The sequence below is a fragment of the Arthrobacter sp. 05L421 genome, from assembly GCF_056397785.1.
Map to the genome: position 1 here is coordinate 356209 of NZ_JBFTOC010000002.1, position 12690 is coordinate 368898.

A 12690-nucleotide genomic window follows, 5' to 3' on the forward strand; every position below is an offset into this window, starting at 1 on the left:
ATGGACAAGCGCATATTCGGCATCGAAACCGAATTCGGAATTTCCTATTCAAGTCCGGAGTCCCGGCCGCTGGCGCCTGAGGAAGTGGCCCGCTACCTCTTCCGCAAGGTGGTCAGCTGGGGACGGTCCTCCAACGTCTTCCTGACCAACGGCTCACGCCTCTACCTGGACGTCGGATCCCACCCGGAATACGCCACTGCCGAGTGCGACGACCTCGCCCAGCTGATCGCGCATGACCGCGCCGGGGAACTGATCCTCTGCGACCTCGTGGACGAAGCCCAGGAACGGCTGGCGGCGGAGGGTTTCAACGGGACCGTGTACCTGTTCAAGAACAATACGGACTCGGCCGGGAACTCCTATGGCAGCCACGAAAACTACCTCATCCCGCGCCGCGGGGAATTTTCCCGGCTCGCGGAGATCCTCATCCCGTTCCTCGTCACCCGCCAGCTGATCGCCGGCGCCGGCAAGATCCTCAAGACCCCGCACGGTGCCACCTTCGCCTTCTCCCAGCGGGCCGACCACATCTGGGAGGGAGTCTCCTCCGCCACCACCCGCTCCCGGCCCATCATCAACACCCGGGACGAGCCGCATGCCGACGCCGAGTTCTACCGGCGCCTGCACGTGATCGTGGGCGACTCCAACATGTCCGAAACGACCGCCCTGCTCAAGATCGGCACGGTGGACCTGATCCTGCGGATGATCGAGGCCGGGGTGATCATGCGCGACATGCGGATGGAGAACCCGATCCGCAGCATCCGGGAAATCTCCCACGACCTCAGCGGCCGGGCGCTGGTGCGGCTCGCCAACGGCCGGCAGCTTACGGCCCTGGAAATCCAGCGCGAGTACCTGGGCAAGGTGACGGCATTCGTCGCCGAACACGGCGCGCACAACCCGCACGTGCCGATGATCCTGGACCTCTGGGAGCGCACCCTCGACGCCATCGAAAGCGGCGACACGAGCACGATCGATACCGAAGTGGACTGGGCCATCAAGAAGAAGCTCATGGACAACTACCGGGAACGGCACGGGCTGGGCCTTGACGCGCCCCGGATTGCGCAGCTGGACCTGACTTACCATGACATTTCCCGTGGCCGCGGGCTCTTCTACCTGCTCCAAGCCCGCGGGGCGGTGCGCCGGGTAGTGGACGACACCGCGGTCAAGGATGCTGTGGACGCCCCGCCGCAGACCACGCGTGCCAAACTCCGCGGCGACTTCGTCCGGCGTGCCCAGGAGCTCGGCCGCGACTACACCGTGGACTGGGTCCATCTGAAGCTGAACGACCGCGCCCACCAGACGATCCTGTGCAAAGATCCGTTCCGGAGCGTGGACGACCGGGTGGATGCGCTGCTGGACTCGATGGGCTGATACCCAGCTTGGCACGTTATTCTGGGGTAGGGCCGCCTTGCGGTCGCTGCTTTCTTTGCCACGGGAAACCGAACGGCACTGAGTCCACCCTGCCTCGACGAAAGTTTCCAAGTGCGCCGACTACTAGCAATTCTCCTTCCCGGACTGCTGCTGCTGACCGCCTGCGGCGGCAGCGAAGCGCCCCCGGCTCCGGAACCCACCAGCCAGTCCGCGGGTGAGACCGCCAAGCTGGACTCGGTCAAACTGACCGAGAAGGGTGACAAGAAGGCCCCCGGTGTCGAGTTCACCAAACCTCTCGACGTCAAGGAACCCACTGTCAAGGTGGTCACCGAGGGCAGCGGGGAGCGGGTCAAGGCCAACCAGATTGCCAACATTTCGATCGTTGCCTTCAACGGCAAGGACGGCTCCACCCTCGAAGACACCTTCCCGAAAGATCCCGAGCCGCTGGAGCTGAACGACGAGCTCAAGACCAGCAGCCCCGTGATCTACAACGCGTTCGTGGGCGCCAAGATTGGCTCCCATATCGCCCTGGCCGTCCCCGGCCAGGCCGCCGCCGGGGGTACCGCGGCCAAGCCGACGCAACTCCTGGTCGTCAAAGTGCTCTCCGCCAAGGACGCTCCTCCGGTTCTGGACAAGCCTGCGGGCGACGCCGTCACCCCGCCGGCCGGCCTGCCGACCGTCAAGGACAACGACAAGGGCGTCCCGCAGATCTCGGTCGCCGGCGTCAAGGCGCCCACCAAGCTGATCTCCCAGGACCTCATCACCGGCAAGGGCCAGGCCCTCAAGGAGACCGACACCATCACCGTGAACTACGTCGGCGTGGCCCTGGCCACCGGCAAGGTCTTCGATTCCAGCTTTGAAAGTGGCAAGAAGGCCACCTTCCCGCTGACCGGTGTCATCAAGGGCTGGACCCAGGGCCTGACCGGCAAGACGGTCGGCTCCCGCGTCCTTTTGGTGGTCCCGAAGGCCCTCGCCTACGGTGATCAGGGCCAGGGCGACGCGAAGGGCGACCTCGTCTTCGTGGTCGACATCCTCGGCGTCAAGTAACCCAGCCCAACAACCGCAACCACCACACGTCACCTCAAAGGAGTAACCATGTCATTTGGACAGCGCGACCTCGACCGCGAGAAGCCGGAAATTGACTTCCCCCAAGGAGACGTTCCCACCGAACTGGTCATCACCGACCTGATCGAGGGGGACGGCGCCGAGGCCAAGCCAGGCGATACCGTTTCCACGCACTATGTGGGCGTCGCCTGGTCCACCGGTGAGGAATTCGACGCCTCCTGGGGCCGCGGCGCGCCGCTGGACTTCCGGGTCGGCGTCGGCCAGGTCATCCAGGGCTGGGACCAGGGCCTGCTGGGCATGAAGGTCGGCGGCCGCCGCCGTCTCGAAATCCCCTCTGAGCTTGCCTACGGAGCCCGTGGCGCCGGCGGAGCGATCGGCCCGAACGAGGCCCTGATCTTCGTCGTGGACCTCGTCGCCGTCCGCTAAGGCACAGCACGCTGCAGCATCGGCTGAGTTAGCCGGCTGATTTGGCCGGCTGAATATGCCCGCTGATTTTGCCCCTGGGGCCGAGGCGCGGTAACAATCGGAAAAGTTCTTCCGGCTGTTGCCGCGCTTTCGTCATTTTCCGGGATCGGCTTTAGTACCCTTGCGGGGTGTCCGCCTCACGTACAGAACGCCTCCTGAACCTGCTCATCGCCCTGCTCAACACCAAGTACGGCCTGCGCCGCGGTGAGCTGCGCGAAAAGGTCTACCACGACACCACGAGCAGTGACGTCGCCTTCGGCCGCATGTTCGAACGTGACAAAGGCGAGTTGCGCCAGTTTGGCTTTGACGTCGAAACCGTGACAGACACCGGCTGGGGGTCCGATGACCCGGCAACCACCCGCTACAGGATCGGCAAGGAATCGAACCGGCTGCCCGACGTCAGCCTCACCCCCGAAGAGTGCACCGTCCTCATCCTCGCGGCGCAGCTCTGGGAGCAGGCCGCCCTCGGCTCAGCCGCCGTGGACGCGGTCCGTAAGCTGCAGGCCGCCGGCGGCCTCGTCGACGCCGAACTCCCCACCGGCGTCCAGCCGCGTATCCGGCCCGCAGGCCAGGCCTTCGAAGACTTGGTGGCCGCGATGCACGCCCAGCACCCGGTCAGGTTCAGCTACCTCGCCAGCAGCACGGGCCAGGAGCAGGAACGGCTGGTGGAGCCCTGGGGCCTGGGCAGCCGCTTCGGCCAGTGGTACCTCGTGGGCCACGACCGTGGCCGGGGAGACAAGCGCTTCTTCCGGCTCTCCCGCCTGACGTCCGCCGTGACCGTGCTGGAGAAGGAAAGCTTCACGCCTCCCGCCGGGTTCAATGTCCGCGCCGAGCTGGCGGCCCTGGCCGAGCTGCCGGTGCAGCACGCCGTCGTCGACGTCGAGCAGGGACGGCTCCTGGGGCTGCGCAAACGGGCGCAAGCGGTTCCGGACTCAGGTCAGGAACCAAGAACTCTGGAACCCGGGCTGCAACGGCCCGCGGGCGGGACGGACCGGCTCACGGTGCCCTTCCGCGATGCCGAGACGCTGGGCGAGGAGCTGGCCTCCTACGGTCCCCGGGCCACCGTGATTTCACCTCCCGAGCTGGAGGGCGCCGTCCGGCGCCGCCTCACCGCCGCCGCAGCCTTCGCCGCCGGGCCCGTTCCGGATGTGGCCTTCCCGGCGGCAGGACCCGCCAGCCGCACCCGCAAACGCACCTCGGAGGACCAGCTCAAGCGGATGCTGCAGCTCGTGCCCTTCCTGGTCCATAACCAGGGACTCCACATCAGCGAGGTCGCCGCCAGGTTTGGGATCACCCGCAAGGCGCTCGAGGAGGACCTGCGCATCCTGATCTGCTCGGGCCTGCCGGAAGGCTATCCCGACGATCTGCTGGACATCCAGTGGGACGATGACCACGTTTTCATCACCCAGGCACTGGACTTGACCCGTCCCGTACGGTTCACCGTGGACGAGGCCTGCGCCCTCCTGACCGGCCTGGAGACCCTCAACGGCCTCCCTGAGCTCGCCGAAGGCGGCGCACTCGAATCGGTGACGCTCAAACTCATGGCCGCGGCGGGGGAGGAGGGGCTGAAGGCGGCCGCGCTTTCAGGACCGGAGGTGGCTCCCGGTAACGCCGCCATCCTCGAAACCGCCCGTGCGGCCATCGGGTCCGGAACGCAGCTGCGCCTGTTGTACTTCTCGCCGCAGCGGGACGCCGTGTCCGAACGCGATGTGGACCCCTTGCGGCTTTACTCGCTGGACAACACCTGGTATCTCGAGGCGTACTGCCACTCTGCCCAGGGCCTGCGCAACTTCCGGCTGGACAGGATCGAAGCGCTCGAACCCAACGGCCTGCCGGCGGCCGCCGCGGCGAAACCGGCGGAAAGCTTTCCGGTGAAACTGTTCACCCCGAACGACGACGACACGGTGGTGGTGGTGGAACTTGCGCCCCGCGGCACCGGCCTCGCTGACGACTACTACGCCGAGCGCACAGCGGCCCTGCCCGGCGGCGGCATGCTCGCCGAAATCCGGTTCGGCAGCACGGACTGGCTGCCGATGTTCGTAGCCCAGCACGGCGGGATGGTGCGGATCCTGCAGCCAGGCGCCCTCGCGGTCGCGTCGCGGGAATGGATCGCCGCGGCCCTGACGCAATACAAAGCCTTCTCCGATCGCCCGATAGACTGATCGGCATGCCTTGGTGGTCCTGGATCGTTATTTGGATAGCGCTCATCGCGTTGTCGCTGCTGTTCTTCGGCGTGCTCGGCCTGCGGCTCTACCGGCAAGCCATGACCACGCTTGAGGAATTGGGGGAAGCCGCCGAACGGTTCTCCCGCCTGCCCTCGCCTTCGAGCCCCGCAGCGGGGCCCGCAACGGCCGACGCCGACGGAGACGGTGTCACCCCGGACGGCACGGATGCAGACCCTCGGCCGGTTCCCGGCGACGCCGTTTTTGCCTCACCTGCCCGGATGCGACATGATTACCACGCATCCAAGTTCGCCCGGCAGAACGCCCGCCGGCTTCGCCGCATCCAGCGCAAGAAGGACCGCGGGCAACCCCAGGCTCTGCGCGACATCGAAACGCGTTAGACATACGATGTATTTAAACGAAAGGACCTCCCCCCATGAGGCTTGAAGGCTGGCATCTCATCATCATCATCATTCTGGCATTGGTGCTGTTCGCTGCGCCAAAGCTGCCGGGCATGGCCCGCAGCTTGGGCCAGTCGATGCGCATTTTCAAGTCGGAAGTCCGGGAAATGAAGAAGGACGGCACCACTGACGCCAAGGATGGCTCCGAGCCTGTCGAAGGCCGGGTCATCAACCACCCGCAGGCCGGCGCACCGGAAAGCCGCACGGGCGACGGAACCGACGTTCCGCCGTCGACCCGCGCCTAAGACCGCATGGCACTAACCGTGAGCCGTCGATCGAACCCCGAGGGGAGGATGGCGCTCCTCGACCACCTGAAAGAGCTGCGCAACCGGCTCTTCAAGGCGGCAATCGCCGTTGTCATTGGGACAGTGGTGGGCTTCCTCGTCTACCAGCCGTTTCTGGCTGCGCTGACCAAGCCAATCCGCGACCTGAACGAACAGCAGGGCCGGCAGGCCACCCTGAACTTTGACGGCGTCGCGAGTTCGTTCGACCTCATGATCCAGGTATCCGTGTTCCTGGGCCTGATCATTGCCAGCCCCGTCTGGCTCTACCAGCTGTGGGCCTTCATTGTCCCCGGGCTGCACAAGAAGGAACGGCGCATGGCCCTGTCCTTCGTCGCCGCGGCCGTGCCATTGTTCCTGGGCGGCGTCCTGCTGGCCTGGATGGTGCTGCCGAACGCTGTGCGGGTGCTGACCGAGTTCACGCCGTCGGGCGGCTCCAACTTCATTAGCGCCCAGGTGTACCTGACCTTCGTCCTGCGGCTGCTGCTCGCCTTCGGCGTCGCCTTCCTCCTGCCGGTGGTCCTCGTGGGGCTGAATCTGGCCGGCCTCGTCAAGGGCCAGCAGCTGTTCAAGAGCTGGCGCATCACAGTGTTCCTGGTGTGCCTCTTCGCCGCGATGGCCGCCCCCGGCGCCGACGCCACCAGCATGTTCTACCTCGCGGTCCCCATGCTGGCGCTGTTCTTCGCCGCGATCGGGCTCTGCCTGCTCAACGACCGCCGGCGCGAGCGGCGCGAGGTCAAACGCGTGGCCGAGACCGAAGCCACAGCCGACCAGGCCACCCCCAGCTCCGAGCTGGAGAACCTCTAGCCTTTCGCGCATTAGGCTGGAAGCATGTCGTCACACCCCGGGCCGGAATCGCCGTCCGAACGTTACCGCGCCAGCGTCGAGCGGGCAGCCGAAGCCAAAACCTATCTTGGCGGGTTCATCCGCTCGCTCGAATTCGAACTCGATGACTTCCAGCGCGAAGCATGCCTATCCCTGCAGGCCGGGCGGGGCGTGCTGGTGGCCGCTCCCACCGGCGCCGGGAAAACAATCGTGGGGGAATTTGCCATCTATCTGGCCCTCCAGCGCGGACTCAAGGCGTTCTACACCACGCCCATCAAAGCCCTGAGCAACCAGAAGTACGCCGAGCTCGCCGCCAAGTACGGCGCCGCCCAGGTGGGCCTGCTGACCGGCGATACGAGCATCAACGGCGACGCTCCCGTGGTGGTGATGACCACTGAGGTGCTCCGCAACATGCTCTACGCGGACTCGGACACCCTGGATGACCTCGGCTTCGTGGTCATGGACGAGGTCCACTACCTCGCTGACCGCTTCCGCGGCGCGGTGTGGGAGGAAGTCATCATCCACCTGCCCAGCGAGGTCCAGGTGGCATCGCTAAGCGCCACGGTGTCCAACGCCGAGGAGTTCGGTGCGTGGCTCGACACCGTCCGCGGGCAGACAGACGTGATCGTCTCCGAACACCGCCCGGTGCCCCTGTGGCAGCACGTCATGGTGGGCCGGAAGATCGTGGACCTGTTTGCCGGCGACACCAGTTTTGACGAGATCGCGCTGCCGGGTGAGGCAACTGCAGGTGAGGCAATTGCAGGGCAGGCAACTGCGGGCGAGGCCGCCGGCCGGGCGGCGGCAGGCCGGACCGGAGCAGGCAAGGCAGTTGCCGCCGGAGCCCCCGTGGCCGTCACCGCAGAACTGTCCGGTCGGCCCGGCTTCGAGGTCAATCCGGAACTGCTTTCCATGGCGCGCGCCGAGAGCCAGATGAATTTCCGTGGCCGCTTCGGCCATGGCGGCCGGAGCCAGCGCCGCAACCAACGCAGTCAGCGGGACGAGCCGCAAAGCGCCCAGCGCAGCCCGGTGCGGAAGGCCAGCCGGCCGCAGGTTATCGCCAGCCTGGACCGGCAGGACCTCCTGCCGGCCATCACGTTCATCTTCTCGCGGGCCGGCTGCGATGCCGCCGTGGCCCAGTGCGTGGCGGCCGGCCTCTGGCTGACCACCGAGCGCGAACAACAGATCATCGCCCAGCGCGTCGACGAGGCCGCCCAGGACATCCCCTCCGACGACCTCGATGTGCTCGGCTTCTGGAGCTGGCGGGACGGCCTGCTGCGCGGACTCGCCGCGCATCACGCCGGCATGCTGCCGACCTTCAAAGAGGTCGTGGAAAAGCTGTTCGTCGACGGACTGGTCAAGGCCGTCTTCGCCACCGAAACGCTCGCCCTCGGCGTCAATATGCCGGCCCGCTGCGTCGTTCTGGAAAAGCTGGACAAGTTCAACGGCGAAGCGCATGTCAACATCACGGCGGGGGAGTACACCCAGCTGACGGGCCGCGCCGGACGCCGTGGCATCGACGTCGAGGGCCACGCCGTGGTCCTGTGGCAACCCGGCACGGATCCCGCGGCCGTCGCGGGCCTGGCCTCACGGCGGACCTACCCGCTGAACTCCAGTTTCCGCCCCACGTACAACATGTCGATCAACCTCCTGGCGCAATTCGGCCGGCCCCGCGCCCGGGAGATCCTCGAATCGTCCTTTGCCCAGTTCCAGGCAGACCGTTCCGTGGTTGGGCTGGCCAGGCAAGTCAGGAGCCGGGAGGAATCCATCGCCGGGTTCAGCAAGGCCATGACCTGCCATCTGGGGGATTTCACCGAATACGCGCGGTTGCGGCGGGCCTTGGGCGATGCCGAGGCCACCGCCTCCAGGGGCAGTTCCCGGGCGAAAAAGTCCCTCACGGAGGACTCCCTGAGCCGGCTGCTGCCAGGCGACGTGGTGGATGTCCCCGCCGGCAAGTCACCCGGGCTGGCGGTGGTGCTCAGCTCCGACCACGAATCCCGGGAGCCCCGGCCCGCAGTCATGACGCTGGACAACCAGCTCCGCCGGATCGGACTGCACGACGTCGAAGGTCCGCTGTCGCCGATCACGCGGATCAGGATTCCCAAGTCCTTCAACGCCAAGGTCCCCAAGTCCCGCCGCGATCTGGCGTCCTCGGTGCGCAACGCCATCCGCGAGCACCGGCCGCCCGCGCCCCCGCGCCGCGACGAAGACTTTGGCCGGGCCTCCGCTGCGCCCAACCAGGAGAAACGGATCAACGACTTGCGCCGCGAGCTCCGCGCCCACCCGTGCCACGGCTGCAGCGAACGCGAGGACCATGCCCGCTGGTCCGAACGTTGGTGGAAGCTCCGCCAGGAAACGGACGGCCTCATCCGGCAGATTCAAGGCCGGACCAACACCATCGCCAAGACCTTCGACCGCGTATGCGGCGTCCTGACCGGTTACGGCTACCTGGAGACCTCGGACACCGGCGTGCTGTCCATTAGCCCGGACGGGCAACGCCTGCGGCGGATCTACGGCGAAAAGGACCTGCTGATTTCGCAGTCCCTGCGGATGGGGGCGTTCAGCGACCTCGACGCCGCCGAGATCGCCGCCCTGGCCAGCGTGCTGGTCTACCAGGCCAAACGCGAGGACCGCGGCCTGCGGCCCAAGATGCCGAGTGTGTCCCTGGAGTCCGCGGTGGACATCGTGGTCCGCGAATGGTCCGCACTGGAGGACGTGGAGGAGGCCAACAAGCTGCCGCTCACCGGCGAGCCTGAACTCGGCCTCGTCTGGCCGATCTTCAAATGGGCCAAGGGCCGGCACCTCCAAGAGGTGCTGAGCGGCACCGACCTGGCTGCGGGCGACTTTGTCCGCTGGGTCAAACAGGTGATTGACCTCCTGGACCAGCTGGCCGACATCCCGAACCTCGACCCCCGGATTGCGCGGCTGTGCGAGCAGGCCATCAAACTCATCAAACGCGGCGTCGTCGCCTATTCCTCCGTGGCGTAGGGCTGCGGGCCGTGCGCCCGCCTCCCCTTGCCCCCACACGCTGGCCCGCTCGCTTGCCCGCTACTGAGACTTCCACGACCTTTGAACCCGCCGGCGCTGGGCCGGCCACCAGCTACAAGGAGTTCCCGTCCCATGACCGATTCGCCAGCCACCCCCGCCTCCCGCAAAGTCACGCTGTACCGCAACGGCTCCGTCTACACTGCGGCCGATCCCTTTGCCACCGCGATGCTGGTCGACGGCGACACTGTCGCCTGGGTCGGTTCCGAGCAGGCCGCCACTTCCATCGCGGACTCCTCCATGGAAGTGATCGACCTGCAGGGCGCGCTCCTGGCCCCCGGCTTCGTCGACTCCCACATCCACGTGACGGAAACCGGAATCGCGCTGGAGGGGCTCCAGCTGGCCGGCGTGCGCTCGGCCACTGAACTGCTCGACGCCGTAGCGGCCTCTCCTGCCAACGGCACCGTCCTGGGCCACGGCTGGGACGAAAGTACCTGGGTCGATCCCACCCTGCCCAGCCGGGACGAAATCGAACGCGCGGCCGGCGGCCGCCAGGTCTATCTGTCCCGCGTAGACGTCCACTCGGCCCTGGTTTCAAGCTCCCTGGCGGCGTCGGCCGGAGTGGACGGGCTCGATGGCGACGCCGGCGGCAGCCAGGTCAAACGCGGGGCACACACCGCGGCCCGCCGCACGGCCCGCCAGCTGCCGGCCGACGCCCTGCGCACCTACCAGCGGCGAGCCCTCGCTGAGGCGGCCGCCAACGGCTACGTGGCCCTCGCCGAGATGGCCGCCCCCCACATCGGGAGTGTCGAGGACCTGCAGCTCGCGGCGGCCTGGAATGACGGCCGGGACGCTGTCCCGGAGATCCTGCCGTACTGGGGCGAACTGGCCACATCGCAGGAGCATGGCCAGTCCATCCTTGAGGGCCTGGGCGTGTCCGTCCTCGGCCTGGCCGGGGACCTGAACATTGACGGCTCGATCGGTTCACGGACCGCCTCCCTCCGTGAGGACTACGCCGACGCGCCGGGGGAGCGCGGGAATCTGTACCTCTCCGTGGCCGAGGCAGCCGCCCACCTTGCGGCGTGCTCGCTCCTGGGGATCCAGGCAGGCTTTCACGTGATCGGCGACGCCGGCCTGGACGCGGCCCTCGATGCTCTCGACCTCGCCGCGGCCGAGGTGGGGGAGCAGCGCGTCCGCGCCGCGGGCCACCGATTCGAGCATGTTGAACTAGCGGATGCAGCAGCCATCAGCCGGCTGGCGCGCTATTCGGTCACCGTCAGCGCGCAGCCGGTCTTCGACGCCCTGTGGGGTGGCGGGGACAGCCTGTACCAGCAGCGGCTTGGTTCCCGCCGGCTGGGAATGAACCCCTTTGCACGCTTCTACGCGGCCGGTGTGCCGATCTGCTTCGGCAGCGACAGCCCGGTGACGCCGCTCCGTCCGTGGTCCAGCGTGCGGGCGTGCCTGCAGCACACCAACCCTGCGGAACAGATTTCCGCCCGGGCGGCGTTCCTTGGCCACACGCGGGCCGGCTGGCGGGCCGCCCGCTACCCCAACCCCATGGCCGGGCAGCTGGTGCCGGGGGCCCCGGCCAGCTTCGCGGTCTGGGAGGTCGACGAACTCATGGTCCAGGTTGCCGACGGCCGGGTGCAGTCCTGGAGCACCGATCCGCGTGCCCGCACACCACTTCTGCCGGCGCTGGACACGGGGAGCGATCCGGCCTGCCTGCTGACGGTACGGGACGGCCAGGAACTCTATGCCAGCGGCGCCCTCGGCGCATAACTTTCGGCGCGTAACTTTCGGCGCCTGAACCCTCGGCGCCCTGAACCTTGGCGCCTCAGGCTGGGTTCGTCATCCGCCCGGCGAAGCCGAAACATTCGCGGCGGCAACCATGCCCTGAACTGGAGCGATGCACATAACGGCAGGTCACCGCTCGGTTGACAGATCGGTCCGCCCCCGTAGCATTGAGGGGCAACGGAGGCTTGCGCTCGGCGCAGGCTCCGGCAGTCCCCGGTCCATCCCAGGTTCCCGCACCCGCGGGAGCTTCCTGGTCATGACCACGGGCACCCCCAGGGGGCGGGTCCACTTTGCAGCAGAAAACGGTTCCGGCGTCGCAATTCGAGGCCTGCCGGAACTGGCCCGTAGCGGGTGGACCTGCCCGGGGGGTCATTCGGCCCCTTCAGGCGCGCGTAACTCCCTATAATGGGAAGTTGCGCCTGAATATCCAGAACGACTGACGTTCGGCGCCCCGACCGCTCCCTTCAAGGAAAGGCCTCGCTGTGCGTGTCCTCACCATCATCCCGACCTATAACGAGCTGGAATCGTTGCCCAAGACCCTCGGTCGCCTGCGGACAGCCGTGCCCGCGTCCGACGTGCTGGTTGTCGACGACAACAGCCCCGACGGTACGGGGCAGCTGGCGGACCGTCTGGCCGCCGAAGACGGCCAGGTCCACGTCCTGCACCGCGCCGGAAAGGCGGGCCTCGGCGCGGCGTACATCGCCGGTTTCAAGTGGGGCCTCGACGCCGGCTACGACATCCTCGTGGAGATGGACGCCGACGGCTCGCACCAGCCCGAGCAGCTGCCCCAGCTCCTCGAGGCCGTGGAACAGGGCGCGGACCTCGCCATGGGCTCACGCTGGGTTCCTGGCGGCCGTGTGGTCAACTGGCCGATCTACCGCCAGGCCATCAGCCGGGTCGGCAGCACCTATGCCCGGATCATGCTGGGCGTGAAGATCAAGGACGTTACCGGCGGCTTCCGCGCCTTCCGCCGGACCACGCTCGAGAAGTTGAACCTGGATACCGTGGACTCGGTCGGCTACGGCTTCCAAGTGGATCTGGCCTGGCGCGTGGCCAAGCTCGGCCTGACGATCGTGGAACGTCCCATCACCTTCGTTGAGCGGGAGCTCGGCGCTTCGAAGATGAGCGGCAACATCGTCGTCGAAGCCATGATCAACGTCACCAAATGGGGGCTCACGGCCCGCTGGAACAAGCTCCGGGGCAAGCAGGACACCAGGCAGGCCGCCTAGCAGCGCGGACGGCTCCCGTCCCCGGATGGCAATCCGGACCAAAAAGGGCCGGGCCCGCATC

10 protein-coding genes are annotated in these 12690 nt (G+C 67.3%); all 10 read left to right on the forward strand.

The window, feature by feature from the left end:
* The 10 genes from pafA (at position 1) to AC1DKQ_RS04620 (ending at position 12629) form a co-directional block, all read left to right on the forward strand.
* Entirely contained in the window at positions 1–1365 is a 1365-nt protein-coding gene (gene pafA / locus AC1DKQ_RS04575; RefSeq protein WP_277526983.1) for a Pup--protein ligase, read from the forward strand.
* 111 nt (positions 1366–1476) lie between these two features.
* Complete coding sequence (locus tag AC1DKQ_RS04580) at positions 1477–2412, forward strand: FKBP-type peptidyl-prolyl cis-trans isomerase (RefSeq protein WP_476883379.1); 936 nt, start codon at positions 1477–1479, stop codon at positions 2410–2412.
* Positions 2413–2460: 48 nt separating this feature from the next.
* Complete coding sequence (locus tag AC1DKQ_RS04585) at positions 2461–2856, forward strand: FKBP-type peptidyl-prolyl cis-trans isomerase (protein WP_476883380.1); 396 nt, start codon at positions 2461–2463, stop codon at positions 2854–2856.
* Between the two features lie 167 nt (positions 2857–3023).
* Entirely contained in the window at positions 3024–5057 is a 2034-nt protein-coding gene (locus AC1DKQ_RS04590) for a helix-turn-helix transcriptional regulator (protein ID WP_476883381.1), read from the forward strand.
* Positions 5058–5062: 5 nt separating this feature from the next.
* Positions 5063–5458 carry a hypothetical protein gene (locus tag AC1DKQ_RS04595; RefSeq protein ID WP_476883382.1) on the forward strand — a complete coding sequence of 132 codons (396 nt, stop codon included), beginning with the start codon at positions 5063–5065 and terminating at the stop codon, positions 5456–5458.
* Positions 5459–5493: 35 nt separating this feature from the next.
* Positions 5494–5763 carry a Sec-independent protein translocase subunit TatA gene (tatA, locus tag AC1DKQ_RS04600; RefSeq protein WP_476883383.1) on the forward strand — a complete coding sequence of 90 codons (270 nt, stop codon included), beginning with the start codon at positions 5494–5496 and terminating at the stop codon, positions 5761–5763.
* Between the two features lie 48 nt (positions 5764–5811).
* Complete coding sequence (tatC, locus tag AC1DKQ_RS04605) at positions 5812–6606, forward strand: twin-arginine translocase subunit TatC (protein WP_476883437.1); 795 nt, start codon at positions 5812–5814, stop codon at positions 6604–6606.
* A gap of 24 nt (positions 6607–6630) precedes the next feature.
* On the forward strand, positions 6631–9609 hold the full coding sequence (locus AC1DKQ_RS04610) for a DEAD/DEAH box helicase (protein ID WP_476883384.1): 2979 nt from the start codon (positions 6631–6633) through the stop codon (positions 9607–9609).
* A gap of 132 nt (positions 9610–9741) precedes the next feature.
* Entirely contained in the window at positions 9742–11385 is a 1644-nt protein-coding gene (locus AC1DKQ_RS04615) for an amidohydrolase (protein ID WP_476883385.1), read from the forward strand.
* 497 nt (positions 11386–11882) lie between these two features.
* Positions 11883–12629, forward strand: coding sequence for a polyprenol monophosphomannose synthase (locus tag AC1DKQ_RS04620; protein ID WP_476883386.1), 747 nt, complete (start codon positions 11883–11885; stop codon positions 12627–12629).
* Positions 12630–12690 lie beyond the last annotated feature (61 nt).